Source organism: Desulfocucumis palustris, from assembly GCF_002933875.1.
GTDB classification, from domain to species: Bacteria; Bacillota; Desulfotomaculia; order Desulfotomaculales; family Desulfocucumaceae; genus Desulfocucumis; species Desulfocucumis palustris.
This window is the reverse complement of the sequence record NZ_BFAV01000004.1, coordinates 1-23,604: the sequence shown is the minus strand read 5'-3', so window position 1 is coordinate 23,604 and position 23,604 is coordinate 1. Positions and strand designations below refer to the sequence as shown.

Sequence of the window (23,604 nt, the reverse complement as noted above, 5' to 3'; positions counted from 1 at the left end):
GTTTGCATAATGGTTATTATGCAAACTTTTATAAAATTTTTTTTAAAAAAAGACACGCACGCGACAATAATTTTGAAGGATTTTGTCGATACGCGTCTAATTGACTAGATAAAATTAAAAAATCTGATATAAAATAGCAGAATTAAACTATTATGCAGCGCTATTTCATAGTTGCAAATATCGCTCCTGAGATAACAGCCAGCACCTAAAAGTAATTTTCACACATAGATTCACAACACATTATTATCATCTGACATGTTCCCTTTCAGTATTGCCTGACAAAATAGCAAATGCATTATTAATTATCCGTCCCAATTTATTAGTTTAATTCATTATTAAATAACCCTAAATTAAGTTTGCATAATAACCATTATGCAAACTTTTATATTGAATAAACAACATGCTATTTGTATAATGTTATAGCAAAAACCATTTAAGTTTGTATTAACCGGGAGGCTAGACAAAGTTGTTACCCAATCTTACAAAATATAATTGCAAAGAAACAACTGCGGATGCTAAACTTTTACCGGGACTTAATGAGGACTTTTTTTATTATTTCAAAAATGATTTACAAATACGCGACAAATCCGATAGCACTATTAAAAGTTATATTGCCGACTTGCAGGGTTTTTCCAGGTGGCTCAAGGAAACCAAGAATGGCCGGTTTAATCCGGACAGAATGACAAGCCCTAATTTACTGGAATATAAGCAATATTTATTAAAGATAAAAAGGTTGGCTCCCAGGTCGGTTAATCGAAAACTGGCGGCTTTTCGGCAATTTCTTGTCTGGGCGAATAAAAATGAATTATTATCCAATGGATTACCTGATCTGCCCAGAGAAGTAAGAACCACCCAGGTCAATATTGCACCCAAATCTTTAATTCAAGAACAGCAGGATGATTTATGCCGGGCTGTGGAAAAGGAAAAAAATTTAAGAGATATAGCAATTATTAAATTACTTCTTAATACGGGATTGCGTGTAAGTGAGGTCTGCAAGTTATGCCGGTGTGATATTGATTTTAAGCCCCGGGGAGGTACCATAGTAGTCCAGGGCAAAGGCCAGAAATTCCGCATAATACCGTTAAATGCGGAGGTCAGGGAGACCTTGTCACGGTACTTTAAGGAATACCCCAGGGGTTTGTATGATAGGGTCTTCTTTAGTACCAGGGGTATTCTAAAGGGAAGCATGACAACTGTCAGCGTGCAGAAAATGTTCCGCAAATATCGAAATCTGGCCGGTATTTGCGACACAGGGATCACTGTCCACTCACTGCGGCACACATTTGCCACCAGGATGCTTGAAAAAGGCAGGAGCCTGGTCGAAGTACAGGCATTACTGGGGCATGAAAACATCAATACCACCGCAATTTACACCAGGCCGAATCACCAATCGCTGAAAGCCGCGGTGGATTCTCTCTGTAAGGATCAATACCCGGAGATTTCAGGTATCTAAAAGTCAAATCACCCGACAGGACAAAAACTTATAATTATTGTCTCCGGGTCCCTTCAAATTGCTATTAAAAATTTAATAGCGATTTGAACAGGCGGGCTCCAACATTTACGAGCAAATGACAAAACGCCCGGTAAGCCGGGCGTTTTGCTTAAAATTAGTGTATAGTCCAGTTAAAGCCGCTGTTGTTATCCCAATTATTGGCCGAATCCTTGAAGCAAATCATGGCCTGGTTTTCCGCCATCCTTACGGTTTTCTCCCAGCCCTTGGCAGTGCGGTCCATTTTCTGCGTGCTTATATTGCTCCAGCGCTTTGGCTCACCAAAACCGCAATGCAGATAAACCTGATCCGCGCCTGATTTGGCCAGCAGGCCGTTATAACAAACCGTTACTTCATTTGCGTAAGCCGCCGGTTTTACTTCGACACCCTTTTGGGTGTCATTCCAAGCTTTAATCATTCACATACCTCCCAATTATAATATCAGGAACCTATGTGTATGATCCCTCTATTAATTATCTATTATGTCAGAGCTTTATTGTAAAAAAATAAAAAACAAATCATTTTAGCCATTAACTGGTTTATGCCAATTTATTCATCTTTCTTTAATTCAAAAATAACCGGAGCGCAATAATCAGGGCACTGTAAAGTAACTTTATCACCGAACCCCATCTGTTCGGCGGTTACCCCTTTTCGAAAGGCATAAACAAAAGGAAAAAAGGACTGTAAGGCCATCATACACAGATTAGCCGATTTCTCCTTGTCAACCAGGGCACCGTCAATGTATATCCTGTCTCCCGGCTTATAAAATTTGCACCCGGAACTAACCACTTCAATTATAACCTTTTCCAAGCTGTCTCCTCCCCACCGTCATGCTTATTGACATGAATTTATTAAATTTAATTTATTTGGCCGGCAAAGTATTTTACTATACCGGCATAAATACTAAAAGCAACCTTGGTCTGATAACCGGGATCCACCAGCAATTTTTCCTCCTTTGGATTGCTGACGAAACCAATTTCAACTATCACGGAGGGCATTTCAGTTTTCTTGTTGGTAAAATAACCGGCAACTTCCTTGGGTTTGCGTTTGGTATTCTTCAGCATATGTGTCATTTCAGCCTGAATACACTGGCTTAATTTTTTGCTTTCCTCAAAACCCGGCTGGGAAAAGGTTTGTGCCCCGTGTTGACTGCTGTCACTCTTAAAACTGTTGACATGTATGCTTATAAACGCATCTGCTTTACTTTCATTGGCTATATTGACCCGCCGGGAAAGATCCTGTCTTTTCTTGGCCAACAGGCCGCTGGTACCGGGATCATAAAGCATGTTATCCGTATCTCTGGTCAGAATCACCGTGGCCCCGGATTGAATAAGAATGTCCGCAAGCTTTTTGGAAACATCCAGGGTAATATCCTTTTCCAGGGCTCCCCCCTGACCAATGGCGCCGGGATCAATACCTCCGTGGCCGGGGTCCACCACCACTGTTTTATATACCATGACCCGGGAAAGGGTTTCTATACTTCTTTTTTCTATTACTCCGGGCACTGCTTCAAATATAATGTAAATAAAAAGGCCAAAAAGGCCTGCTGCCAGTAGTATAGCGGCTTTTCTGGAAATACGGCGGCTTTTCGGCAACAATATACTCCTCCTTCATTTTCATAATAGGGCAGGCCCGCTTAATCGGCCGGCTAATAATATTATTATGAAAATTCGGAGGAGCATATGAAAAAAGGAAGGGGTTTCCTTCCTTTAACGTTTTGAGAACTGTGGAGCCCTGCGGGCTTTCTTGAGACCGTATTTTCTTCTTTCTTTCATACGCGGATCCCTGGTCAGAAAACCGGCCTTTTTCAAAACCGGCCTCAAATTGGGGTCGGCCTGTATAAGCGCCCTGGCGAGACCCATGCGCACCGCGCCGGCCTGGCCGCTGACACCGCCTCCAAGGGCTTTTACATCAATATCAAACCGTCCGGTGGTGCCTGTAAGCTCCAGGGGCTGACGAACCACCATTTCCAGCACCTTCCGGCCAAAATAAGCCAATACCTGCTTATTATTCACTGTAATATTACCTTCACCGGGATAAATATATACCCTGGCAATTGCGTTTTTACGACGGCCTGTGCCGTAAAACTTGACTTGAGCCAACCTAAAGTCCTCCTTTCATAACATTAAAGGGATTCATATCTTTAAAATTTTGCTTACTGGTTCCAGCTTTCCGGCTTCTGGGCCTGGTGGGGATGCTCCGCGCCGCGATATACCTTTAATTTTTTTGCCATTGCCGCACCCAGTCTATTGTGGGGAAGCATTCCAACAATGGCTTTTCTAACAGCAAGCTCCGGTTTATCCCTCATTATTATGGCATAGCTGGTTCTCTTCAAACCGCCGGGATACCCGCTGTGACGGATATATTCCTTTTGCTGCAGTTTATTACCGGTAAGTACCGCTTTGTCGGCATTAATAATTATGACATGATCTCCTGCATCCACGTTGGGCGTAAATGTGGGGCGGTGTTTACCCCTCAGTATGCTGGCTGCTTCTGAAGCCAGCCGGCCCAATACCTTGCCTTCGGCGTCCAAAATATACCACTTTCGTACCAGTTCGCCCGGCTTGGCCATGTATGTTTTCATTTATTACTCCCTCCTGAAAGAGCAATACAAAAGTTTGTTTAATTACCGTTTTGTATTGAATACCCTTGCATTGGCTTTGCCAGCTTAGCCGGGGCTCGTGGCCTCGCATGGCACATACAGATATTTTAATACTTTAAATTTCCAGTGTCAAGAAATTTTATTAAATCAATACTCCACTTCCAGCAGACAAAGACCCTGGGGCGGAACGGTGGCCCCCGCCAGTTCCCGCCTTTTGCTTTTTAGAACGGCCAAAAGGTATTCCGGAGATTGTTTGCCCAGGCCAACCTCCAGCAGGGTGCCGGCGATAATCCGGACCATATTGTATAAAAACCCGTCTCCCCTGACGGTAATTTTAATTATGTTCCCATGACGCCCCACATTAAGGCCGTAAATAGTGCGCACCGTGCTTTTTACCGGCGTACCCTCCGCTTTAAAGGCGCTGAAATCATGCCTGCCCACCAGCATTGCCCCGGCCCCGTCCATGGCCCCGTGATCAAGCATTCTGGGAACAAAATAGGTAAACCGCCGGAGCAGCGGGTCGGGAACCCGGGAATTGTAAATGGAATATATATATGTTTTGGCCACCGCGGAAAATCGGGCGTGAAAATCCTCCGGCACATCCCGGGCCGATAGCACCGCTATATCCACGGGAAGGCGGCTGTTCATCGCCAGGGGTATTCTATCCGTGGGAATTCTCCAGTCTCCGGCGTCAAAATTCACCACCTGGCCCCGGGCGTGAACTCCTGAGTCCGTCCTGCCCGCCCCGATCAGCCTGATAACTTGGCCGCTCAGTAGCTGCAAAGCTTTTTCCAATTCCTCCTGGATGGTGGGCAAACCGGTTCCCCGCTGTTCCTGGAAACCGTGATAACGGGTGCCGTCATAGGCCACAGTGAGTTTAATGTTTCTCATGGCTATCCACCATTGGAGCCTGACAGTCTTAAAGCCAGAACCGCCAGGGGGACGGCCAGGGATACGGCCAAGGCCATATAATCCCCGGGGTGATAGGTCAGCAGCTTCATTTTGGTTCTTCCGGCCCCTCCATGGTAGCACCGGGTCTCCATGGCGGTGGATAGTTCCTCGGCCCGCCGGAAAGCGCCTGCAAATACCGGAACCATAAGCGACACCAGGGCGGTGAATTTCCTTTCCAGGGTCACCCCGCTAAGCCCCGCCCCCCTGGACTGCTGTGCCCTGCTGACGGTAAAAGCTTCCTGCAGCAAAGTGGGCACGAAACGCAGGGCGATGGTCATCATCATGGCCATTTCGTGCACCGGCACACCAAAACGCTGCAATGGGCGCCCAAGGTGTTCAATGCCGGCGGTAAGGCCTACCGGCGTGGTGGTCATGGTCAGCAGGCTGCTGATCAGAATAAGCAGCACAAGCCTTAAAAGCATTTGTCCGCCCAGCAGCAGCCCTTCCTTTGTTATTGTCAGAGGGCCCGCTGTATATATTGTCTCGCCGGGGGTAAAAAATATTTGCAATATAAAAGTAATAAATAATATTACCCAGAGCGCCTTAAAACCGCGCCACAGAAACAAAAAAGGAACCCTGGACAGCAGCAGCGCGAATACGGACACGGCCGCCACAGGTAAAAAACCGGTTCCCTTTGCCAGTGCCGCCGCTGTAATAAGTAAAAGCATGGATAATATCTTTGTGCGGGGATCCAGCCGGTGCACCGGTGAATTAGCCGGTATGTACTGCCCCACCATCAGTCCGTCAAACACAACAAACCCCTTTTTTAAAGCAATGTGAATTGATTATTGTTTTTTTAACCGCAGGTATTTAATAATCTCTTTTTCCACCTCGGCGATATTCAGAGATTCTGTTTGAACCGGTATGCCGGCGGAATTAAGTCTTGATTTAGCTTCAGCCGCATAAGGTATATCCAGACCGATGGCTCTCAGTCCCCGGTGATCCTCGAAAATTTTTCCCGGTGTCCCCAGGGCGAAGACTGTTCCCCGGTCCAAAACCATCAATCTGTCCGCAGTCCTGGCTATATCATCCATGTTGTGCGTTATCAGAACAACGGTCAGATCCCTTTTTTTCTGGAGGTTTTTAATCAAATCCAGTATTTGCCTTTTCCCCGCCGGGTCAATACCCGCGGTGGGCTCATCCAAAACCAGCACGTTGGGTCCGATGGCAAGCACGGAAGCCAGGGCTACCCTTCTTTTCTGGCCGCCGCTTAAAGTCCATGGGGAGCGCTGCCTTATGGTTTCAGGATCCAGCCCCACCCATTCCAGCGACCGGTTAACCCTCTCCTCTATTTCAGCGGAAGGCAATCCCATGTTTGAAGGTCCGAAGGCTACCTCTTTAAATACATTCTCTTCGAAAAATTGATATTCCGGATATTGAAAAACCAGGCCCACCTGGCGCCACAAATCCCGCCGGTTTTTTTTAAGTCTGGTGTCCTGCCCGTTAACCAGAACACAGCCTTTGGTTGGAACCAACAGGCCGTTCAGCATCATGGCCAGAGTGGATTTGCCTGAACCTGTGGAGCCTGCCAGTGCCAGTATTTCTCCCCTTTGCACTTCCAGGGTTATGTCTTTTAGGGCGGCAACTTCCAGGGGAGTTCCGGGGGAATAAGTGTGGCACACCTTTTCAACCCTTATAATCGGCATAAAAAATCCACCAATTCATCCAGATCAAGGATATCATCGGGTAAATCCCAGCCCGCCTTTTTTAGCCTGGCGGCTGTCAGCGCCGCGGGAGTGGGCTCCAGGCCGGCATTATCCAACAACCTGGTATCCCTGAATACTTGACGGGGAGAGCCGTCGGCAATAATCCGCCCCCGGGCCATCACCCATACCCGGTCGGACAGAAGAGCCTCCTCCATAAGATGGGTTATAAAAACCATTGCCATCCCGCGCTCTTTTTTAAAATTCAAAAGCAGGGACAGTATTTCCTTCCTGCCCCCGGGATCCAGCATGGCTGTGGGTTCGTCCAGAACCAGGCAGTCAGGCCTCATGGCCAGCGCCCCGGCAATTGCCAGACGCTGTTTCTGCCCGCCGGAAAGCAGATGCGGCGGTCTGTTTCGCAAATTCTCAAGACCCGCGACCCTTAAGGCGGCATCAACCCTTGCGATGATTTCCCCGGGTTCCAGCCCGATATTTTCCGGACCAAAGGCAACATCCTCTTCCACCAGGGCAGCCACCAGCTGATTGTCAGGATTCTGAAAAACCATTCCAACCAGTCTGCGAATTTCCATGGTTTTATCAGCGTTCCTGGTATCCATGCCGTTTACCAGCACCCGGCCGCGGGATGGCAACAACAGGGCGTTCATATGCCTTGCCAGGGTGGATTTACCCGAACCGTTGGCGCCCAATACGGCTATGAATTCGCCCCGTCGTATTTCGGCGTTGATATTATTTATGGCCGGACTTTCGCCACCTTCATAAAAATATGAAACGCCGTCAAAGGATATAAAGTTTTGTTCGGTCTTCACCTTATACCAGTTCCAGTATCACCATGGGCGCGGCATCTCCCCGCCTGTGGCCGACCTTGATAATCCTGGTATAGCCGCCCGGCCTGTCGGCATATTTGGGACCGACTTTATCAAAGAGATCACGCACCACTTCTTCGTCATACATATAAGCAAGCGCTTGCCGGCGTGCGGCCAAATCTCCCTGCTTGGCCAGGGTGACCATTTTCTCGGCAATACTTTTTACTTCTTTGGCCCGGGTTTCGGTGGTCTGAATACGCTTTTCCTTGATCAGCGAAGTGACCATGTTGCGCAGCATTGCCTTGCGATGACCGGTATTCAACCCCAACTTCTGATAGCCCACCGTTTTTCCCCCCTTAATCGTCGTCTTTTCTTAAAGAAAGTCCCATTTCATTTAACTTTTGAATTACCTCTTCCAGGGATTTTTTACCCAGGTTGCGGACTTTCATCATATCTTCCTCGTTGCGCTGAATCAGTTCTTCCACGGTGTTTATACCGGCCCGTTTCAGACAGTTGTAGGAGCGTACGGAAAGATCAAGTTCCTCTATGCTCATTTCCATTATCTTGTCTTTCTGCTCCTCTTCCTTTTCCACCATTATTTCAACATCGTTAACAGTTTCAGTAAGACCGATAAACAGGCGCAGATGTTCGCCCATGATTTTGGCGGAAAGACTAACGGCTTCGTCCGGTTTAATACTGCCGTCAGTCCAAACCTCCAGTGTAAGTTTGTCATAGTCGGTACGCTGGCCAACCCTGGTGTTTTCCACCATATAGTTTACCCTGCGCACGGGGGTGTACACGGAATCCACCGGGATCACACCTATAATGTGCTCACCCTTTTTATTGCGCTCCGATGAAACATAGCCTCTGCCTTTGGAAATGCTCATTTCTATAAAAAGGCGTCCGTTTGAGGCCAGTGTGGCGATATGCATATCGGGATTAAGTATTTCCACATCAGCGTCGCCGATAATATCTCCCGCCTTTACCGCTCCCTCACCCTTAGCCTCTATGCGCAAAATTTTATCCTCATCGGAATACATTTTCAGGCACAGGCCCTTGAGATTTAATATAATATCCGTAACATCTTCCTGTACCCCGGGAACAGTGGAAAATTCGTGCAGTACCCCTTCAATCTTCACTGAAGTTACAGCAGCGCCGGGAAGGGACGACAGCAATATTCTCCTGAGGGAGTTCCCCAGGGTAATGCCGTATCCCCTTTCCAACGGTTCCACCACAAACTTGGCGTAGGTGTTGTCCTGATTGGTTTCAACACATTCTATCTTGGGTTTCTCAATCTCCAACATTCTAATGGTACCCTCCCAGAATAGTCGTCGGTCCTAAGACGTCAGACATGAGAATCTCGGGGCATTAAGGCCCAAAACCGCCCCCTATGCACCCCATTTCCATCCCTGGCGCGCCACGTCAAGTTGATTGGGAACGAAACTGCATAAATGTAGCCGTAGATCAATACATGCAAATAAGCGCCTTCGCAGATCCGCCACCATTCCCTGTAAATGAGGGCCTACCTTGAATAAAATTCCACGATCAGGTGTTCTTGCACAGGAACATCTATCTGATCCCTGGCCGGGAGGGCTACCACACGGCCTCTGGCCTGCGCGGACTCGTATTCAATCCAGGCCGGGGGTGTCCTGTCCGCAGCCCGCTCGATAAGTTCCTTTACCCGGGGAGATTCTTTACTCTTCTCCCGCACTTCCACAACATCTCCAACCCTCACCAGAAATGAAGGTATATTGACTTTCCGGCCATTAACGCTGAAATGGCCGTGTCTGACCAACTGCCGGGCCTCTACCCTGGAGGCCCCCAGTCCCAGGCGGTACACCACGTTGTCCAGCCTTCTTTCCAACAGGCGAAGCAGATTTTCACCGGCAACTCCCTGCTGGCGCTCGGCCTTTTCAAAATATCCCCGGAACTGATTTTCAAGAATACCGTAAATACGGCGGGTTTTTTGTTTCTCTCTCAATTGAATGCCATACTCGCTGACTTTTTTGCCCCGGGCCTGCCCGTGAGCACCCGGCGCGTAGCTTTTACGATCCACGGCGCATTTGCCGGAGTAGCACCTGTCCCCCTTGAGGTACAGCTTCATGCCCTCCCGGCGGCAGAGCCTGCACTGTGGTCCGGTATATCTGGCCATTAAGCTTTCATTCCTCCTCTTATTATGGGCATCCTGCCGATTAAACTTTGCCGGAAGTTATCATATGAGTCAATGTAAATCTTTATGATAAACTTTCCGCAAAGCTTTGCAGGTGTGTCCCCATTCCTTTAAACTCTCCGGCGCTTGGGCGGCCGGCAACCGTTGTGCGGAATAGGTGTTACATCCTTAATCAGGTTTACTTCCAGGCCCGCGGCCTGAAGCGAGCGTATGGCAGCTTCCCGGCCCGCGCCCGGGCCTTTTACCATTACTTCCACTTCTTTCATACCATGCTCCATGGCCTCTTTGGCAGCCTGCTCGGCAGCCATCTGGGCTGCAAAGGGAGTGCTTTTCCTGGAGCCTTTAAAACCCACCTGGCCGGCGCTGGCCCAGGAAATGGCGTTGCCCTTTGTATCGGTTATGGTAACGACGGTATTGTTAAAGGTGGATTTGATATGAGCTACCCCGCGGTCAATATTTTTCTTTTCACGCCTTTTGGTACGGACGGCGCGACGTGCCATTCTTTAACCTCCTTAATATCCGGAAACAATTTTATAAAGTAAAAAATCAAACTTCCCCGGGTATCGCAAGCTTTTTGTCAATAACATGGTCGGACAACCGCCGCCTCTACTTCTTGCGGCGCACGCCAACAGTCTTCTTGGGACCTTTGCGGGTGCGGGCATTGGTTTTGGTGCGCTGACCCCGTACGGGCAGACCCCGGCGATGTCTTAATCCCCTGTAGCAACCGATTTCTATCAGCCGCTTGATATTAAGGGCTACCTCCCGGCGCAAATCACCCTCCACTTTATAATTCTTCTCGATTACATCCCTCAGCCTGTTGATTTCCTCTTCGGTGAGGTTGCGCATCCTGGTGTCGGGGTTGATACCGGTTTGTTCCAGTATCTTTTTCGACGTGGACCTGCCAATGCCGAAAATATATGTCAGGGCTATTTCCACCCGCTTATCCCGGGGCAAATCAGCCCCTGCAATACGTGCCATGTATCAGATTACACCTCCCGTGTCGGTCTTTTTCAAACTATCCCTGCCTCTGCTTATGTTTGGGATTTTCGCAGATAATCATTACCTTGCCTTCCCGCTTAATGATTTTACACTTTTCACAAATTGGCTTTACCGAAGAACGCACTTTCATTTTTAAGCCCCCCTTGAGTATAGACACCTGGCTACACCGGTAAACTTAACATTTTTTTATTAAAGCGGTTTATTTATAACGATAAACAATCCTGCCACGGGTCAAATCGTAGGGCGACAATTCCACCATTACCCTGTCCCCGGATAAAATACGTATGAAATTCATGCGTATTTTCCCGGAAACATGGGCCAGCACCTTGTGTCCGTTTTGGAGTTCAACCCGAAACATGGCATTTGGCAATGGCTCGATTACGGTACCCTCAACCTCAATAACATCCTGCTTTGACATTAGTAATAAGCCAACCTCCTTACTCGGGTTCTGCACTGTCAGCACTGAGCATCTCTTTAAGCGCCTTCCGGACATCCAGGTCGGTAATTTTACGACCGGATTTTAGCTTTTCCGCAAACTCGGCGTGAGTTTGCGGCATGGGAGCCAGATGTTTGACATTTTTCTTTTTAGGACCTGATACTTTGCGGTACTCTCCGTCCACTACCCGCACCATATTGTTAACCGTTTTTTCCAGAACCAGATAATATTTCCCCCGGTCTCTCCCGGCCATTGATACAACCAATTGCCCGGGTGATAATTGTTCATCCAAACCGGACACCTCCCCGGTGGGGAATTTATCACAATTCGTAATGACGACCTTTTTTGGTTATAACCTTAAGCCGTTACAGTCAATCTTCCCGGCTACAGTTTGGTCAGTATTTCCGGCTCTTTATCGGTGATGGCAATGGTGTGTTCAAAGTGAGCCGATAGTTTCCTGTCCCTGGTGACAACAGTCCAGTTGTCCGGAAGTGTTGTGACTTCATGAGTGCCCATATTTACCATTGGCTCGATGGCTAATGTCATACCGGCCCTGAGCCTCGGCCCCCGTCCGGGCCGGCCGAAATTGGGTACCTGCGGCTCTTCATGCATGCTGCTGCCGATGCCATGGCCCACATAGTCACGCACCACTGAAAAGCCATGGGATTCCACGTGTTTTTGAACGGCATGGGAGATATCGGAAAGCCTGTTGCCGTCCCGGGCTTCTGCAATGCCCTTAAAAAGCGAGCTTTCTGTCACAGCCAGCAGCCTGGCCGCCTCGGAGCTGATATCTCCCACCGGCAGCGTTGCGGCACTATCGCCAAAATATCCATTTATTTCCGACCCTATATCAATACTAATAATATCACCATTTTCCAGTACCCTTAAACCGGGAATCCCATGAACCACCTGCTCATTGGGTGATACACAAATAGTGGCCGGAAAACCATACAAACCTTTAAAAGCCGGCCTGGCCCCCCGGGCAAGAATAAAGTCTTCCGCCAGGCGGTCCAGTTCGGCGGTGGTAACACCGGTTTTAACCGCCTTGGCCAATTCCCTGTGAGCCCCGGCCACCACCCTGCCGGCGTCCCGCATATAGGTAAGTTCCTTTTCGGATTTCAAGGTAATCATGAGCACTACCTGCCTATTTAATGAAGCCCTGGTAACTCCGCATGAGCATGTGAGATTCAATTTGTTTCATGGTATCCAGCGCCACGCCCACCGCGATAAGCAATGCCGTGCCGCCGAAGGATATGTTGGGTATTCTGGTGGCGACCATTACGAAATTCGGCAGTATGGCTATAAGCGCCAAAAACACCGCTCCTGCCAGGGTAATCCTGCTCATAACCCTGCTGATATATTCCGTGGTCGGCCTTCCCGGCCTTATGCCGGGTATAAATCCGCCGTATTTTTTGATATTATCGGAAATATCCGCCGGGTTCATGATAACCGCGGTATAAAAATAAGTAAAGCCTATAATCAGCAATCCGTAAAATAATGTATTTAACGGATGGCCCCAGGCGAAGACCGCCAAATACCATTCGGCCACTGTACTGCCGGTAAACCATCTGGCAATCTGCTCCGGAAACATTAATATGGATGAGGCGAAAATAATAGGAATAACACCTGCCTGATTAACCCTTAAGGGTAAATGCGTGGACTGACCGCCGTAAACCCTGCGTCCCACCACGCGTTTGGCATATTGTACCGGAATCCTGCGCTGACCCTGCTGAACAATGACGATGCAGGCAATCACCACCGTGCCGATAACAACCAGCAGTAAAACACTGAAAATATTGATGGTGCCCGCCCTCAGATATTCCACGATATTCGCAAAGGCACCGGGAAGCCTTGATACAATTCCCGCAAATATTATCAGTGATATTCCGTTTCCTATGCCCTTCTCGGTAATCTGCTCACCAATCCACATAAGCAGTGTGGTGCCGGCGGTAATGGTGATTGCCACCAGCAGGTAATGCCATACTGTGGGATGAATCAGAGCGTTTCTCAGCGCCACACTGGTGCCTATGGCCTGGATAAAGGCCAGCACCACCGTCAGGTAGCGGGTGTACTGGGTAATTTTCTTCCGGCCCTCTTCCCCTTCTTTGGCCAGTCTTTCCAGCTTTGGTATAACCACCGTTAAAAGCTGCATTATGATGGACGCGTTAATATACGGTGTAATACTCATGGCAAATATGGAGAATCTCTTAAAAGAACCGCCGGAAATAACGTCAAAAAAACCAAACAGGGCATTGCTGTTCACCAGATCTGCAAAAACCTGGGCGTTGACGCCGGGCACAGGGAGGTGCGCCCCCAGCCTGAAGACGAATATCATCCCCAGGGTAAACATTATTTTACGTCTCAGCTCATCTATTTTTAAAGCATTTTTTAGTGAGTCAAGCATTTAAACCACCTCGGCTTTGCCACCAGCAGCAGCGATCTTATCCGCCGCCGATTTGCTGAAGGCATTGGCCTGAACTGTCAATGCTTTGGTGATTTCGCCGTTGCCCAGAATTTTTACTCCGTCCCCTATTTTTTTGATTAATCCTGCTTCCAGCAAGGTATCGATGGTTATAACCGAACCTGTCTCAAAGCGGTTTAAAGCATCCAGATTAACGGCAATAATCTCTTTTTTGAAAGGGGCATTGGTAAATCCGCGCTTGGGCATACGCCTTTGCAGCGGCATTTGCCCGCCTTCAAACCCGGGGCGCACACCACCACCCGACCGGGCTTTCTGGCCCTTATGCCCCCGGCCCGCGGTTTTTCCAAGTCCCGAACCAATCCCCTGCCCTTTCCGGGTAGGTTTTTTACGAGCGCCCTTGTTGGGCCCCAATTCGTTTAACTGGACCACTGGTTGCACCTCCTTAAGCTTCCTCCACCTTAATAAGGTGGGATACTTTATTGATCATTCCTCTAATCTGCGGATTGTCTTCCTGAATAACCGAGCTGTTCAACTTCCCCAGTCCCAGCGTGCGGACAGTTACCCGCTGCTTTTCTGTTTTTCCGATTAGACTCCTGATCAGGGTAATTTTAAGCTTTGCCACGTTATCACCCCTAACCCAGTAGTTCTTCCACTGTTTTACCCCTTAGACGGGCCACTTCCTGCGGGGTTTTCAGGTTTTTCAAGGCCGTCATGGTGGCGTGAACCATATTATTTGCATTGTTGGAGCCCAGGGATTTGGTAAGTATGTCCCGCACCCCTGACAGTTCCAGTATGGCCCGCACCGGCCCCCCGGCTATAACGCCGGTCCCGGGGGCGGCCGGTTTCATCAGAACCTTGCCTGCTCCAAAAACACCGGTCACCTCGTGGGGAATTGTGGTGCCGGAAAGAGGAACGCTGATCATGTTCTTCTTAGCGTCCTCAATACCTTTGCGAATGGCTTCGGGTACCTCGCCCGCCTTGCCAAGACCCGAGCCTACGTGCCCGTTGCCGTCGCCCACCACCACCAGTGCGGAAAAGCTAAACCTCCGGCCGCCTTTTACTACCTTGGCCACGCGGTTAATATATACTACCTTTTCGGTTAACTCCAGTTTTCCAGCGTCAATCCTGGACACCAGCTTCCCTCCTTAAATACCCGTATTCAATTAGAACACCAGTCCGCCTTCCCTGGCGGCATCTGCCAGTTCTTTAATTCTGCCGTGATAGATGTAACCGGCCCGGTCAAAAACCACCCGATTAACCCCTTTTTCCACGGCCTTTTGGGCTATAAGTCCACCCACAGCCTTTGCGGCCTCCCTGTTGCCGCCGGAAACCTTGCCCTTCAGCTCAGGGGATAAAGTTGATGCCGATACCAGGGTAATACCCTTTTCATCATCAATTATTTGAGCATAAATATTGTTTATACTGCGGAAGACGTTCAACCTCGGGCGTTGGGTGGTGCCGAATATTTTATTGCGCACCCGGCCTTGCCGTTTGGCCCGCAGTTTATTACGGTCGGGTTTATTAATCACCGTATTTCAACTCCTTCGCCCTACTTCTTGCCCTTGCCGCCAGCCTTGCCCACCTTGCGGCGAATGCGTTCGCCTTCATACTTAATACCTTTGCCCTTGTAGGGCTCCGGCTCTCTGATGGCCCTGATGTTAGCCGCCAGGGCGCCGACTTTTTCCTTGTCGGTGCCTTTCACCACAACCTTGGTGGCGGCGGGAACTTCTATTTCAAGTCCTTCCGGCGGAGTTATTTCCACCGGGTGGGAATATCCAACTGCCAGCACCAGTTTATTACCCTGCTTGGATGCCTTGTAGCCAACTCCGTTTAATTCAAGGTTCTTTTCAAATCCCTTGGTTACACCGGTAACCATATTATCCAGCAATGTGCGGCTCAAGCCATGCAGCGATTTATGCAGTGCGATGTCGGAGGGTCTCTCCACCACCAGCTTGCCGTCTTCAACACGAATAATTATATCCCGGTGAAAGTCCCTTTCCAGCTTGCCCTTTGGTCCTTTAACCCTGACCGTGTTGCCGTCTATCTGAACTTCTACACCCTGGGGCAGGGGAATGGGCTGTTTACCGATTCTGGACATGCCTGCACCTCCCTGTTCCGGAACAGCGGACGATTGAACGTCAGGTTCCGGTAGTTGTATTTCTATTTTGCATCAGTCTGGCATCGGTAACTGTTGCCTTATTACCAAACGTAGCAAACTACTTCTCCACCCAGACCATGTTTCCTGGCCTGCTTGTCGGACATTAATCCCTTGGAGGTGGATATAACGGCCACTCCGAGGCCCCCCAGAACCTTGGGAACGGCGTCCTTGCGGGCGTAAACCCTCAGTCCCGGCTTGCTGATTCTTTTAATTCCAGTAATAATTCTTTCCTTGTTGGGGCCGTATTTTAAATACACCCTGATAACACCCTGCTTGCCGTCCGCCACATATTCGCAATCCTTGATAAAGCCCTCTTCCTTGAGAATGTCGGCAATAGCCTTTTTCATCTTGGAGGCCGGGGCTTCGATTCTATCATGATAAACCGTATTGGCATTACGAATGCGTGTCAAGAAGTCGGCCACGGGATCTGTCATGACCATGCGATACAACCTCCTTCCAGATTACCAGCTGGCCTTGCGCACGCCTGGAATTTCTCCGCGGTAGGATAGTTCCCTGAAACAAATTCTGCATATCCCGAATTTACGCATATAAGCGTGGGGCCGCCCACAAAGCTTGCATCTATTGTATTTACGCACTAGAAACTTGGGGTCGCGCGCGCATCTGTTGATCATTGATTTTTTTGCCACCGTCTCCCCTCCTTTGAAGGAAATACAATCCCTTTACCGGGAATCGCAGTTGCGGTTTAATGTTCCCGTCGTCCCAAACCAAACCAGATAACCTTGTCATCTTTTTAATTTAATGCCGTAGCTGCTATAGTCTTTTGATTAAGCCGCCCTGAAGGGCATGCCCATTAGCCTCAATAACTCCCTGGCTTCTTCGTCGGTACGGGCCGTGGTAACAAAAATTATATCCATACCCCGAACCTTGTCTATTTTATCGTATTCAATCTCCGGAAAGATTAACTGCTCTTTTACACCCATGCTATAGTTGCCCCTGCCGTCAAAGGATTTGGGGGATACGCCCCTGAAGTCACGCACCCTCGGCAGGGCGATACTGAACAGTTTATCCACGAAGTGGTACATACGCTCCCCTCTAAGGGTTACCTTGCAGCCTATTTTCATTCCCTGGCGCAGTTTAAAGGCGGCTATGGATTTCTTCGCCTTGGTAACCACAGGGCGCTGACCGGTAATGATAATAAGGTCGCCCACGGCGGAATCCATTGCCTTGCTGTTTTGTATGGCTTCTCCCACACCCATGTTAACCACTACTTTTTCCAGTTTGGGTACCTCCATGATGTTTTTATAGCTGAATTTCTTCATCATGGCTTCCACAACCTGCTGTTGATATTTTTCCTTCAGCCTTGACACCAAAATTCCCTCCTTCCGAAACGGAACATCCCGGTTTTAGGAAGTCCCCTTTTACTCACAGATGGTATCAAAGAAGGTCCGTGTCCCATTACCTGTTTACCAATTACCCCAGCACTTCGCCGCAATTTCTGCATTCCCTGACTTTCTTTCCATCCTCCAGAAGCTTTTTCTTGATTCTGGTCGGTTTATTGCATTTATTGCAGTAAAGCATTACGTTTGAACTGTGAATAGGCGCTTCCTTTTCCACAATACCGCCCTGGGGCATTTTCTGCGTGGGCTTGGTATGGCGCTTTACCACATTTATATCTTCAACTATTACACGGCTTTTATCCGGCTCCACGGAAACCACTTTACCCTTCTTACCTTTGTTCTTGCCGGAAACAACCATAACTGTGTCTCCTGTTCTGACGTGAACCTTGGGCATATTTTGCACCTCCCTTGAGCGAACGCCGGGTGTCAGATACCGGTCGCCTGTTAGGAAATTTATAATCCTTACCCGATGCTTAAAGCTTTCCGGTCACCGGAAATATATCGCCCTGCTCTTTAAAGCTTACAGCACTTCGGGCGCCAGCGATACTATTTTCATGAAATCACGGTCACGCAGTTCCCTGGCCACAGGCCCGAATATACGGGTACCCCTGGGACTTTTATCATCCTTGATGACCACCGCTGCATTCTCGTCAAATTTAATATAGGATCCGTCCGGGCGGGGCACTTCCTTTACAGTCCGCACCACAACACATTTCACCACATCGCCCTTCTTAACAACGCCGCCAGGCGTGGCTTCCTTAACGGCACATACAATTATGTCCCCCACACTGGCGTAGCGGCGCAGGGATCCGCCCAGCACCTTAATGCACATTAGTTTGCGGGCACCTGTATTATCGGCCACCTTTAGAACGGTTTGCACCTGAATCATGTCTCATTAACCTCCCTTCGGCGACGGCAATAGCCTATGCCTTTTTAAGGCCAGCCAAACGCTGAAATTGAAAAAGGGAATTAAATCTGCTCGGCCCGTTCCAGTATCTCCACAATCCTCCAGCGTTTATCCTTGGAGAGGGGTCTGGTTTCCATTATCCTTACCTTATCACCGATGCGGCAGGAATTCTCTTCGTCATGGGCCTTGAATTTTTTTGTTTGCCTTACGGTGCGCTGGTACAGTGGATGCCTGACCAGGGTTTCCACTGCCACTACCACTGTTTTATCCATTTTATCGCTGACCACGTGACCAGTACGGGTCTTTCGCAAGTTGCGGCCTTCCACTGAAACTACCTCCTTAGTTGGCTTAAGCCTGCCGGATTCCCAGTTCCCTCTGGCGTTGAACGGTCTTCGCCCGGGCAATACTACGGCGCACTTCCCTGAGCCGCATGGGATTATCCAACTGTCCGGTAGCCAGCCGGAACCTTAATTTAAAAAGCTCATCCTTGGAATCGGCTATTTTCTTGTTCAGTTCCTCGTCTGTCATATCCCTGAGCTCTTTAGCCTTCATTTGCCTCACCTACTTCCCCGCGTTTAACAAACTTCGTCTTGATGGGCAATTTGTGAGACGCTAAACGCATTGCCTCCTTGGCAATTTCTTCACTAACACCCGCCAGCTCGAACATAATTCTGCCAGGTTTAACCACCGCCACCCAGTACTCGGGAGCGCCCTTGCCGCTTCCCATCCTGGTCTCAGCCGGTTTCTGGGTAATGGGCTTGTCAGGAAATATTCTTATCCAAACTTTTCCGCCCCGCTTAATATAACGGGTCATGGCGATACGGGCCGCCTCAATCTGCCTGCTGGTTATCCAGGCAGCCTCAAGGGCTTGCAGGCCGAACTCGCCGAAACTTATATCGGTGCCGCCCTTGGCTTTTCCAGTGAGCTCCGGGCGGTGCTGTTTACGGTATTTAACCCTCTTAGGTATAAGCATTTGAGCCTATTCGCCTCCTTGACCGGCAGCGGGCCTGGCCTTTGCTTCCGGCAGTACTTCTCCTTTGTAAACCCAGACTTTAATGCCAATCTTGCCATAGGTGGTGTTGGCTTCCGCGGTGCCGTAATCAATATCCGCCCGCAGTGTGTGCAGGGGAACCTTGCCTTCGCTGTACCACTCGGAGCGGGCGATTTCAGCTCCGGCCAGCCTGCCGCCGCAGGCTATTTTGATTCCCTTGGCCCCGGACTTCATGGAGCGGGACACAGCCTGCTTCATGGCCCTGCGGAACGCCGTCCTCTTTTCGATTTGTGCCGCCACGTTTTCCGCCACCAGCTGCGCGTCCAGTTCCGGAACCTTTATCTCGGCAATATTAACGTGAACCTGCTTGCTGGTAATCTGCTCCAGAGTTTTCCGCAGGCTTTCCACCTCTGTGCCGCCCCTGCCAATAACAATGCCGGGCTTGGCGGTATGAATGGTTATTTTAACCCTGTTGGCGGCTCTTTCAATTTGAATCCTGGAAATACCCGCCTGGTAAAGTCTTTTCTTGATATATTTACGGATTTTAACATCCTCAACCAGGAGGGTGGAAAAATCCTTCTTTCCTGCAAACCATTTGCCTTCCCAATCCTTAATTATGCCGATCCGCAGCCCTTTAGGATGTACTTTTTGCCCCACGCTAACCCTCCTTTATTTAGCCGTTTTTTCTTTGACCACCACGGTAATGTGGCTGGTTCGTTTCCGCAACACATCCGCCCGTCCCATGGCCCTGGCCTGGAAGCGCTTGATAGTCGGACCCTGGTCCACGAAACATTCGGCCACATACAGGTTATCCTTATCCATTTCGTAGTTGTGTTCCGCGTTGGCGGCGGCTGATTTGACCACCTTCGCCACCGGACTGGACGCCCTTTTAGGCGTGTATTTGAGAATGGCCAGAGCTTCACGTACGTCCTTACCCCGGATCAGGTCCACCACCTGGCGCACCTTGCGCGGGGAAATACGGATATATCTGGCTATTGCCTTTGCCTCAGCATTCTCTGCCATTGCTATACCCCCTTGTCACGCGCTTACTTTAATGCAGTGGACCTCTCGGTGTGGCCCCCGTGGCCCCTGAACATCCTGGTAGGGGCAAACTCTCCCAGTTTATGACCCACCATGTCCTCGGTAACATATACCGGGATGTGTTTCCGTCCATCGTGCACGGCCAGGGTATGGCCGATCATTTCGGGAAATATGGTAGACCTGCGGGACCATGTTTTGATTACCCGCTTATCTCCTTTGTCGTTCATATCCTGTATCTTTTTTAAAAGTTTATCGTCGCAGTACGGCCCTTTTTTAAGGGAACGGCCCATGTATTAGCCTCCTTTCGCTCCATAATAGGAAACGCAGGTGTTATATTACGGACTAGCCCAATACCGGCGACCCGCTATCTGGTCCGCCGTTTTACGATTAGCTTGTCACTGGGCTTTTTCTTCCTTGTACGCGCGCCCAGCGCAGGTTTACCCCATGGTGTTACCGGGTTCCGGCCAATGGGGGAGCGGCCTTCGCCACCACCGTGCGGGTGGTCCACAGGGTTCATGACAACGCCTCTAACCGTCGGCCGGATGCCCATCCAGCGCTTGCGGCCGGCTTTACCGATGGTAATGTTCTCATGATCCACATTGCCCACCTGGCCAATGGTGGCCCGGCAGTCTTGCAGCAGCAGCCTCATTTCACCTGAAGGCATGCGGATGTTGGCGTACTTTCCTTCCTTGGCCATCAATTGGGCCGAGGTACCCGCGGAACGTACCAGTTGGCCTCCGCCGTTGGGATACATTTCTATATTATGGATCATGGTGCCCACCGGTATATTCCTCAGGGGCAGTGCATTCCCCACCTTAATATCGGCATCCGGGCCCGAAACAATGGTCATTCCCACCTCAAGGCCAAGAGGCGCCAGGATATAGCGCTTTTCACCATCCGCATAGTTCAGCAGGGCGATTCTGGCGGAACGGTTGGGATCATACTCAATGGTGGCCACTTTCCCTAAAATCCCGTCTTTATCCCTTTTGAAATCGATAATTCTATACTTTCTTTTATGTCCGCCACCGCGGTGCCTTACCGTCAACCTGCCCCCGGAGTTACGCCCTCCTGATTTATTCAGGGACTCCACCAGAGATTTTTCAGGCTTGTCGGTGGTAATTTCATCAAATGCCGAAACGGTGACGAACCGGCGGCCCGGCGAGGTGGGCTTGAATTTCTTGATAGCCACCTTCTATTACCTCCTTATATTCCTGCCCCATGCCGCCGCCGCTAACACCAGATACATCAGGTATTAATTGATTCCGACGTCCTGGGGCCCGGCGACTGAATTGGCAGGCCGGTTCTATACTCCTTCAAACAGCTCTATCTTGTCGCCCTCTTTTAGGGTAACAATTGCTTTCTTATAGTCCGGGGTTCTGCCCAGCACGTTTCTGACCCGGCGGAGTTTTCCTTTATAACGCATGGTGCGGACCTTTTCCACCTTAACCTTGAACAGTTCTTCCACTGCTTTTTTTATTTCAACCTTGTTGGAATTAAGGGCCACAATAAAGGTATATTTATTCTCCCCCTGCAGGGCCATGCTCTTCTCGGTAACCACCGGTCTCTTCAGTATATCCCGCGGATTGTTCACTGTGCCAGCACCTCCTCGACCCTGGACACCGCGTCCCTGGTTATTACCAGGGTATTGTGCGCCAGTATGTCGTAAACATTGAGCCAGCTGGCAGCAACAGGCTTAATCCCGGGAATGTTCCGGGCGGATTTTACCACGTTCTCGTCATTGCCGGCAATTACCACCAGGGCTTTTTTATCGATTTTGAGGTTATTCAGTATACGGGCCATTTCCCTGGTTTTGGGCTGTTCCATTTTTAAATCGTCCAGAACCAGAATGTTCCCTTCCTCAACCTTGGAGGAGAGTGCCGATTTAATGGCCAGCCTTCTTACCTTTTTGGGCAACCTGATGCTGTAGTCCCTGGGATGGGGACCGAACACAATGCCGCCCCCCCGCCAGATGGGTGAGCGTATGCTGCCGTGCCTGGCCCTGCCGGTGCCTTTTTGGCGCCAGGGCTTTTTGCCTCCGCCGGAAACCTCCGCCCGGGTTTTCGTGTCATGGGTGCCACGCCTCAACCCGGCCAGATAGGCCACAACGGCATCGTGCATCACGGAGCGGTGAACGGGGACTCCGAAAACGCTGTCGTTTAATTCAATTTCTCCCACCTGGTCCCCACTGATGTTATATAAAGCAACTTTAGGCATATTAGTTCCCTCCTTTACGCACCGCCGCTATTGCATGGCCTTGACGCTATTTTTGATAACCACCAGGCTGCCCTTGGGGCCGGGTACGGCACCTTTTAGCGCCAGTAAGTTGCGTTCCGGGTCAACCCTTACCACTTCCAGGTTTTGCACGGTAACCCTCTCGGCACCGTAATGCCCCGGAAGTTTCCGGCCTTTAAAGACCCTGGCCGGTCCCTTGGCTCCCAGGGAACCCGGGCGCCGGTGATATTTCGAGCCGTGGGCCATGGGTCCGCGGTGGAAGCCGTGGCGTTTGATACCGCCGGAAAAACCGCGCCCTTTTGAGGTTCCGGTAACGTCAACCTTCTCACCGGTTGCAAAAAGGTCCGCTTTAATTTCCTGGCCCACCTGATAGCTGTCGAAATCATCCAGCCTAAATTCTTTTAAAAATCTTAAAGGGCGAACACCAGCTTTGGAAAAGTGCCCTTTTATAGGTTTGTTGAAAAGTCTTTCCCTTTTCTCCCCGAAACCCACCTGAACAGCGCCGTATCCGTCCCGCTCCGGAGTTTTCTTTTGTACCACGAAGCAGGGACCGGCTTCTATAACGGTAACCGGCACAGCCAGACCCGCATCGGTGAACAGCTGGGTCATGCCGACTTTTCTGCCGAGAATTCCTTTTTTCATTTCCTGCACCTCCAGTGCCGGCCGAAAGCTAGCGGTTCACGCTTATCCTCCCGCAGTGAACTTTGCTTTTCGGAACACGATCTACTACCTATCCGTCGGATTATTATTTTAGAAGACTCTTTACTGCTAATGCCCATAACCTGCGCTTTTTAATCACAGCTTGATTTCAATATCCACACCCGCCGGCAGATCCAGCCGCATCAAAGCGTCCACCGTTTTGGGAGTGGGCTCCAGTATGTCTATGAGGCGTTTGTGGGTCCTCATTTCGAACTGCTCCCGGGAGTCCTTGTTAACATGGGGTGAGCGCAGTATGGTATAGATGTTCTTTTCGGTGGGCAGCGGTATCGGGCCTGCCACCGAAGCGCCTGTTCTCTTAGCCGTCTCCACTATTTTTTGGGCCGACTGATCCAGCATGTTATGATCATAGGCTTTAAGCCTGATTCGTATTTTTTGACTCTTCAATACTTTTAACCTCCCTTCGCCATCATAGCAAATTTCAGAGGCAAGCAATCATACTGAGGCGGGAGGTGGAAAAAATCCTCTCCCGCTTTTGACTTTAGCCGGGAAATCCGGGGGTCTCAAAGATTCCCTCTTTCTTACCTGCTGACAATTGGCAAAAGACCATTTATTAGGGGCGAAAATTTACTCAATAATGGAGGTAACCACACCCGCGCCCACGGTACGGCCGCCCTCACGAATGGCGAAACGCAAACCTTCCTCTATGGCGATGGGAGTGATT

At 49.7% G+C, this 23,604-nt stretch carries 42 protein-coding genes; 1 reads left to right on the top strand and 41 read right to left on the bottom strand.

The window, feature by feature from the left end; translation table 11 throughout:
• Positions 1 to 466: 466 nt before the first annotated feature.
• Positions 467 to 1,453 (top strand): tyrosine-type recombinase/integrase, encoded by a 987-nt coding sequence (locus tag DCCM_RS00565; protein WP_104370531.1) that lies wholly within the window; start codon positions 467 to 469, stop codon positions 1,451 to 1,453.
• Positions 1,454 to 1,607: 154 nt separating this feature from the next.
• Here DCCM_RS00565 and DCCM_RS00560 read toward each other — a convergent pair whose 3' ends face one another.
• The 41 genes from DCCM_RS00560 to DCCM_RS00360 all read right to left on the bottom strand — a co-directional run.
• Positions 1,608 to 1,907, bottom strand: a complete 300-nt coding sequence (locus DCCM_RS00560; RefSeq protein ID WP_104370530.1) for a carbohydrate-binding protein — start codon at positions 1,905 to 1,907, stop codon at positions 1,608 to 1,610.
• Positions 1,908 to 2,038: 131 nt separating this feature from the next.
• Positions 2,039 to 2,299: a TIGR04076 family protein gene (locus tag DCCM_RS00555; protein ID WP_104370529.1), complete on the bottom strand. Its 261-nt coding sequence runs from the start codon at positions 2,297 to 2,299 to the stop codon at positions 2,039 to 2,041.
• Positions 2,300 to 2,346: 47 nt separating this feature from the next.
• Positions 2,347 to 3,084 carry an N-acetylmuramoyl-L-alanine amidase CwlD gene (gene cwlD / locus DCCM_RS00550; protein WP_231702584.1) on the bottom strand — a complete coding sequence of 246 codons (738 nt, stop codon included), beginning with the start codon at positions 3,082 to 3,084 and terminating at the stop codon, positions 2,347 to 2,349.
• Between the two features lie 114 nt (positions 3,085 to 3,198).
• The gene (rpsI, locus tag DCCM_RS00545) at positions 3,199 to 3,591 is read right to left on the bottom strand and encodes a 30S ribosomal protein S9 (RefSeq protein ID WP_104370528.1); all 393 of its coding nucleotides are present in this window, start codon (positions 3,589 to 3,591) and stop codon (positions 3,199 to 3,201) included.
• Between the two features lie 53 nt (positions 3,592 to 3,644).
• Positions 3,645 to 4,073, bottom strand: a complete 429-nt coding sequence (gene rplM, locus DCCM_RS00540) for a 50S ribosomal protein L13 (RefSeq protein WP_104370527.1) — start codon at positions 4,071 to 4,073, stop codon at positions 3,645 to 3,647.
• A 165-nt stretch (positions 4,074 to 4,238) separates the two neighbouring features.
• Positions 4,239 to 4,982 carry a tRNA pseudouridine(38-40) synthase TruA gene (gene truA / locus DCCM_RS00535; protein ID WP_174705123.1) on the bottom strand — a complete coding sequence of 248 codons (744 nt, stop codon included), beginning with the start codon at positions 4,980 to 4,982 and terminating at the stop codon, positions 4,239 to 4,241.
• 2 nt (positions 4,983 to 4,984) lie between these two features.
• A complete protein-coding gene (locus DCCM_RS00530) occupies positions 4,985 to 5,794 on the bottom strand; it encodes an energy-coupling factor transporter transmembrane component T family protein (protein WP_231702583.1) in 810 nt (269 codons plus the stop codon).
• 33 nt (positions 5,795 to 5,827) lie between these two features.
• The gene (locus tag DCCM_RS00525) at positions 5,828 to 6,688 is read right to left on the bottom strand and encodes an energy-coupling factor transporter ATPase (protein ID WP_104370526.1); all 861 of its coding nucleotides are present in this window, start codon (positions 6,686 to 6,688) and stop codon (positions 5,828 to 5,830) included.
• Positions 6,676 to 7,512 (bottom strand): energy-coupling factor transporter ATPase, encoded by an 837-nt coding sequence (locus tag DCCM_RS00520; protein WP_104370525.1) that lies wholly within the window; start codon positions 7,510 to 7,512, stop codon positions 6,676 to 6,678. The genes DCCM_RS00525 and DCCM_RS00520 overlap by 13 nt, the downstream gene beginning before the upstream one ends.
• Position 7,513: 1 nt before the next feature.
• Complete coding sequence (gene rplQ, locus DCCM_RS00515) at positions 7,514 to 7,852, bottom strand: 50S ribosomal protein L17 (RefSeq protein WP_104370524.1); 339 nt, start codon at positions 7,850 to 7,852, stop codon at positions 7,514 to 7,516.
• 13 nt (positions 7,853 to 7,865) lie between these two features.
• On the bottom strand, positions 7,866 to 8,813 hold the full coding sequence (locus tag DCCM_RS00510; RefSeq protein ID WP_104370523.1) for a DNA-directed RNA polymerase subunit alpha: 948 nt from the start codon (positions 8,811 to 8,813) through the stop codon (positions 7,866 to 7,868).
• Positions 8,814 to 9,031: 218 nt separating this feature from the next.
• The gene (gene rpsD / locus DCCM_RS00505; RefSeq protein ID WP_104370522.1) at positions 9,032 to 9,661 is read right to left on the bottom strand and encodes a 30S ribosomal protein S4; all 630 of its coding nucleotides are present in this window, start codon (positions 9,659 to 9,661) and stop codon (positions 9,032 to 9,034) included.
• 128 nt (positions 9,662 to 9,789) lie between these two features.
• On the bottom strand, positions 9,790 to 10,179 hold the full coding sequence (gene rpsK / locus DCCM_RS00500; protein ID WP_104370521.1) for a 30S ribosomal protein S11: 390 nt from the start codon (positions 10,177 to 10,179) through the stop codon (positions 9,790 to 9,792).
• 106 nt (positions 10,180 to 10,285) lie between these two features.
• A complete protein-coding gene (gene rpsM / locus DCCM_RS00495; RefSeq protein ID WP_104370520.1) occupies positions 10,286 to 10,657 on the bottom strand; it encodes a 30S ribosomal protein S13 in 372 nt (123 codons plus the stop codon).
• 37 nt (positions 10,658 to 10,694) lie between these two features.
• Positions 10,695 to 10,808, bottom strand: a complete 114-nt coding sequence (gene rpmJ, locus DCCM_RS00490; RefSeq protein ID WP_104370519.1) for a 50S ribosomal protein L36 — start codon at positions 10,806 to 10,808, stop codon at positions 10,695 to 10,697.
• Between the two features lie 69 nt (positions 10,809 to 10,877).
• On the bottom strand, positions 10,878 to 11,096 hold the full coding sequence (infA, locus tag DCCM_RS00485; RefSeq protein WP_045645055.1) for a translation initiation factor IF-1: 219 nt from the start codon (positions 11,094 to 11,096) through the stop codon (positions 10,878 to 10,880).
• A 19-nt stretch (positions 11,097 to 11,115) separates the two neighbouring features.
• Positions 11,116 to 11,406, bottom strand: coding sequence for a KOW domain-containing RNA-binding protein (locus DCCM_RS00480; protein ID WP_104370518.1), 291 nt, complete (start codon positions 11,404 to 11,406; stop codon positions 11,116 to 11,118).
• Between the two features lie 92 nt (positions 11,407 to 11,498).
• Complete coding sequence (gene map / locus DCCM_RS00475; protein WP_104370517.1) at positions 11,499 to 12,245, bottom strand: type I methionyl aminopeptidase; 747 nt, start codon at positions 12,243 to 12,245, stop codon at positions 11,499 to 11,501.
• Positions 12,246 to 12,258: 13 nt separating this feature from the next.
• On the bottom strand, positions 12,259 to 13,518 hold the full coding sequence (gene secY, locus DCCM_RS00470; RefSeq protein WP_104370516.1) for a preprotein translocase subunit SecY: 1,260 nt from the start codon (positions 13,516 to 13,518) through the stop codon (positions 12,259 to 12,261).
• Positions 13,519 to 13,965 carry a 50S ribosomal protein L15 gene (gene rplO / locus DCCM_RS00465; RefSeq protein ID WP_104370515.1) on the bottom strand — a complete coding sequence of 149 codons (447 nt, stop codon included), beginning with the start codon at positions 13,963 to 13,965 and terminating at the stop codon, positions 13,519 to 13,521. It lies immediately after the preceding gene.
• Positions 13,966 to 13,978: 13 nt separating this feature from the next.
• Positions 13,979 to 14,158, bottom strand: coding sequence for a 50S ribosomal protein L30 (rpmD, locus tag DCCM_RS00460; protein WP_104370514.1), 180 nt, complete (start codon positions 14,156 to 14,158; stop codon positions 13,979 to 13,981).
• A 10-nt stretch (positions 14,159 to 14,168) separates the two neighbouring features.
• Entirely contained in the window at positions 14,169 to 14,669 is a 501-nt protein-coding gene (rpsE, locus tag DCCM_RS00455) for a 30S ribosomal protein S5 (RefSeq protein ID WP_104370513.1), read from the bottom strand.
• A 30-nt stretch (positions 14,670 to 14,699) separates the two neighbouring features.
• Complete coding sequence (rplR, locus tag DCCM_RS00450) at positions 14,700 to 15,065, bottom strand: 50S ribosomal protein L18 (protein WP_104370512.1); 366 nt, start codon at positions 15,063 to 15,065, stop codon at positions 14,700 to 14,702.
• Positions 15,066 to 15,085: 20 nt separating this feature from the next.
• Complete coding sequence (rplF, locus tag DCCM_RS00445; protein WP_104370511.1) at positions 15,086 to 15,634, bottom strand: 50S ribosomal protein L6; 549 nt, start codon at positions 15,632 to 15,634, stop codon at positions 15,086 to 15,088.
• Between the two features lie 101 nt (positions 15,635 to 15,735).
• Positions 15,736 to 16,134 carry a 30S ribosomal protein S8 gene (gene rpsH / locus DCCM_RS00440; RefSeq protein WP_104370510.1) on the bottom strand — a complete coding sequence of 133 codons (399 nt, stop codon included), beginning with the start codon at positions 16,132 to 16,134 and terminating at the stop codon, positions 15,736 to 15,738.
• 21 nt (positions 16,135 to 16,155) lie between these two features.
• Positions 16,156 to 16,341, bottom strand: a complete 186-nt coding sequence (locus DCCM_RS00435) for a type Z 30S ribosomal protein S14 (protein ID WP_104370509.1) — start codon at positions 16,339 to 16,341, stop codon at positions 16,156 to 16,158.
• 138 nt (positions 16,342 to 16,479) lie between these two features.
• A complete protein-coding gene (rplE, locus tag DCCM_RS00430; protein WP_104370508.1) occupies positions 16,480 to 17,022 on the bottom strand; it encodes a 50S ribosomal protein L5 in 543 nt (180 codons plus the stop codon).
• 103 nt (positions 17,023 to 17,125) lie between these two features.
• The gene (gene rplX, locus DCCM_RS00425) at positions 17,126 to 17,446 is read right to left on the bottom strand and encodes a 50S ribosomal protein L24 (protein ID WP_104370507.1); all 321 of its coding nucleotides are present in this window, start codon (positions 17,444 to 17,446) and stop codon (positions 17,126 to 17,128) included.
• A 126-nt stretch (positions 17,447 to 17,572) separates the two neighbouring features.
• Positions 17,573 to 17,941 (bottom strand): 50S ribosomal protein L14, encoded by a 369-nt coding sequence (gene rplN, locus DCCM_RS00420; RefSeq protein ID WP_104370506.1) that lies wholly within the window; start codon positions 17,939 to 17,941, stop codon positions 17,573 to 17,575.
• Between the two features lie 80 nt (positions 17,942 to 18,021).
• Positions 18,022 to 18,285 carry a 30S ribosomal protein S17 gene (gene rpsQ, locus DCCM_RS00415; RefSeq protein WP_104370505.1) on the bottom strand — a complete coding sequence of 88 codons (264 nt, stop codon included), beginning with the start codon at positions 18,283 to 18,285 and terminating at the stop codon, positions 18,022 to 18,024.
• 22 nt (positions 18,286 to 18,307) lie between these two features.
• Positions 18,308 to 18,511 carry a 50S ribosomal protein L29 gene (gene rpmC / locus DCCM_RS00410; protein WP_104370504.1) on the bottom strand — a complete coding sequence of 68 codons (204 nt, stop codon included), beginning with the start codon at positions 18,509 to 18,511 and terminating at the stop codon, positions 18,308 to 18,310.
• Positions 18,501 to 18,932, bottom strand: coding sequence for a 50S ribosomal protein L16 (gene rplP / locus DCCM_RS00405; protein WP_104370503.1), 432 nt, complete (start codon positions 18,930 to 18,932; stop codon positions 18,501 to 18,503). Before rplP ends, rpmC begins: the two co-directional genes overlap by 11 nt.
• 6 nt (positions 18,933 to 18,938) lie before the next feature.
• Positions 18,939 to 19,607 (bottom strand): 30S ribosomal protein S3, encoded by a 669-nt coding sequence (rpsC, locus tag DCCM_RS00400; protein ID WP_104370502.1) that lies wholly within the window; start codon positions 19,605 to 19,607, stop codon positions 18,939 to 18,941.
• A 12-nt stretch (positions 19,608 to 19,619) separates the two neighbouring features.
• Complete coding sequence (rplV, locus tag DCCM_RS00395; protein ID WP_104370501.1) at positions 19,620 to 19,973, bottom strand: 50S ribosomal protein L22; 354 nt, start codon at positions 19,971 to 19,973, stop codon at positions 19,620 to 19,622.
• A 23-nt stretch (positions 19,974 to 19,996) separates the two neighbouring features.
• Positions 19,997 to 20,281 (bottom strand): 30S ribosomal protein S19, encoded by a 285-nt coding sequence (rpsS, locus tag DCCM_RS00390; protein WP_104370500.1) that lies wholly within the window; start codon positions 20,279 to 20,281, stop codon positions 19,997 to 19,999.
• A 74-nt stretch (positions 20,282 to 20,355) separates the two neighbouring features.
• A complete protein-coding gene (gene rplB, locus DCCM_RS00385) occupies positions 20,356 to 21,180 on the bottom strand; it encodes a 50S ribosomal protein L2 (protein ID WP_104370499.1) in 825 nt (274 codons plus the stop codon).
• A gap of 114 nt (positions 21,181 to 21,294) precedes the next feature.
• Positions 21,295 to 21,582 carry a 50S ribosomal protein L23 gene (rplW, locus tag DCCM_RS00380; RefSeq protein ID WP_104370498.1) on the bottom strand — a complete coding sequence of 96 codons (288 nt, stop codon included), beginning with the start codon at positions 21,580 to 21,582 and terminating at the stop codon, positions 21,295 to 21,297.
• Positions 21,579 to 22,205: a 50S ribosomal protein L4 gene (gene rplD / locus DCCM_RS00375; protein ID WP_104370497.1), complete on the bottom strand. Its 627-nt coding sequence runs from the start codon at positions 22,203 to 22,205 to the stop codon at positions 21,579 to 21,581. The genes rplW and rplD overlap by 4 nt, the downstream gene beginning before the upstream one ends.
• 27 nt (positions 22,206 to 22,232) lie before the next feature.
• Positions 22,233 to 22,865 (bottom strand): 50S ribosomal protein L3, encoded by a 633-nt coding sequence (rplC, locus tag DCCM_RS00370; RefSeq protein ID WP_104370496.1) that lies wholly within the window; start codon positions 22,863 to 22,865, stop codon positions 22,233 to 22,235.
• A gap of 153 nt (positions 22,866 to 23,018) precedes the next feature.
• On the bottom strand, positions 23,019 to 23,327 hold the full coding sequence (gene rpsJ / locus DCCM_RS00365) for a 30S ribosomal protein S10 (RefSeq protein WP_104370495.1): 309 nt from the start codon (positions 23,325 to 23,327) through the stop codon (positions 23,019 to 23,021).
• Positions 23,328 to 23,507: 180 nt separating this feature from the next.
• A partial coding sequence (locus DCCM_RS00360; RefSeq protein WP_373855379.1) for an EF-Tu C-terminal domain-related protein occupies positions 23,508 to 23,604 on the bottom strand: 97 nt, incomplete at its 5' end.

Bases quoted from the DNA above. Each gene is read 5' to 3' on its own strand.
- DCCM_RS00560 (WP_104370530.1), bottom strand. From the start codon at position 1,907: ATGATTAAAGCTTGGAATGACACCCAAAAGGGTGTCGAAGTAAAACCG.
- rplM (WP_104370527.1), bottom strand. From the start codon at position 4,073: ATGAAAACATACATGGCCAAGCCGGGCGAACTGGTACGAAAGTGGTAT.
- truA (WP_174705123.1), bottom strand. From the start codon at position 4,982: ATGAGAAACATTAAACTCACTGTGGCCTATGACGGCACCCGTTATCAC.
- DCCM_RS00525 (WP_104370526.1), bottom strand. From the start codon at position 6,688: ATGCCGATTATAAGGGTTGAAAAGGTGTGCCACACTTATTCCCCCGGA.
- DCCM_RS00510 (WP_104370523.1), bottom strand. From the start codon at position 8,813: ATGTTGGAGATTGAGAAACCCAAGATAGAATGTGTTGAAACCAATCAG.
- rpsD (WP_104370522.1), bottom strand. From the start codon at position 9,661: ATGGCCAGATATACCGGACCACAGTGCAGGCTCTGCCGCCGGGAGGGC.
- rpsK (WP_104370521.1), bottom strand. From the start codon at position 10,179: ATGGCACGTCGCGCCGTCCGTACCAAAAGGCGTGAAAAGAAAAATATT.
- rpsM (WP_104370520.1), bottom strand. From the start codon at position 10,657: ATGGCACGTATTGCAGGGGCTGATTTGCCCCGGGATAAGCGGGTGGAA.
- rpmJ (WP_104370519.1), bottom strand. From the start codon at position 10,808: ATGAAAGTGCGTTCTTCGGTAAAGCCAATTTGTGAAAAGTGTAAAATC.
- infA (WP_045645055.1), bottom strand. From the start codon at position 11,096: ATGTCAAAGCAGGATGTTATTGAGGTTGAGGGTACCGTAATCGAGCCA.
- map (WP_104370517.1), bottom strand. From the start codon at position 12,245: ATGATTACCTTGAAATCCGAAAAGGAACTTACCTATATGCGGGACGCC.
- secY (WP_104370516.1), bottom strand. From the start codon at position 13,518: ATGCTTGACTCACTAAAAAATGCTTTAAAAATAGATGAGCTGAGACGT.
- rplF (WP_104370511.1), bottom strand. From the start codon at position 15,634: ATGTCCAGAATCGGTAAACAGCCCATTCCCCTGCCCCAGGGTGTAGAA.
- rpsH (WP_104370510.1), bottom strand. From the start codon at position 16,134: ATGGTCATGACAGATCCCGTGGCCGACTTCTTGACACGCATTCGTAAT.
- rplX (WP_104370507.1), bottom strand. From the start codon at position 17,446: ATGCCCAAGGTTCACGTCAGAACAGGAGACACAGTTATGGTTGTTTCC.
- rplN (WP_104370506.1), bottom strand. From the start codon at position 17,941: ATGATTCAGGTGCAAACCGTTCTAAAGGTGGCCGATAATACAGGTGCC.
- rpmC (WP_104370504.1), bottom strand. From the start codon at position 18,511: ATGAAGGCTAAAGAGCTCAGGGATATGACAGACGAGGAACTGAACAAG.
- rplP (WP_104370503.1), bottom strand. From the start codon at position 18,932: ATGCTTATACCTAAGAGGGTTAAATACCGTAAACAGCACCGCCCGGAG.
- rplV (WP_104370501.1), bottom strand. From the start codon at position 19,973: ATGGCAGAGAATGCTGAGGCAAAGGCAATAGCCAGATATATCCGTATT.
- rpsS (WP_104370500.1), bottom strand. From the start codon at position 20,281: ATGGGCCGTTCCCTTAAAAAAGGGCCGTACTGCGACGATAAACTTTTA.
- rplD (WP_104370497.1), bottom strand. From the start codon at position 22,205: ATGCCTAAAGTTGCTTTATATAACATCAGTGGGGACCAGGTGGGAGAA.
- rplC (WP_104370496.1), bottom strand. From the start codon at position 22,865: ATGAAAAAAGGAATTCTCGGCAGAAAAGTCGGCATGACCCAGCTGTTC.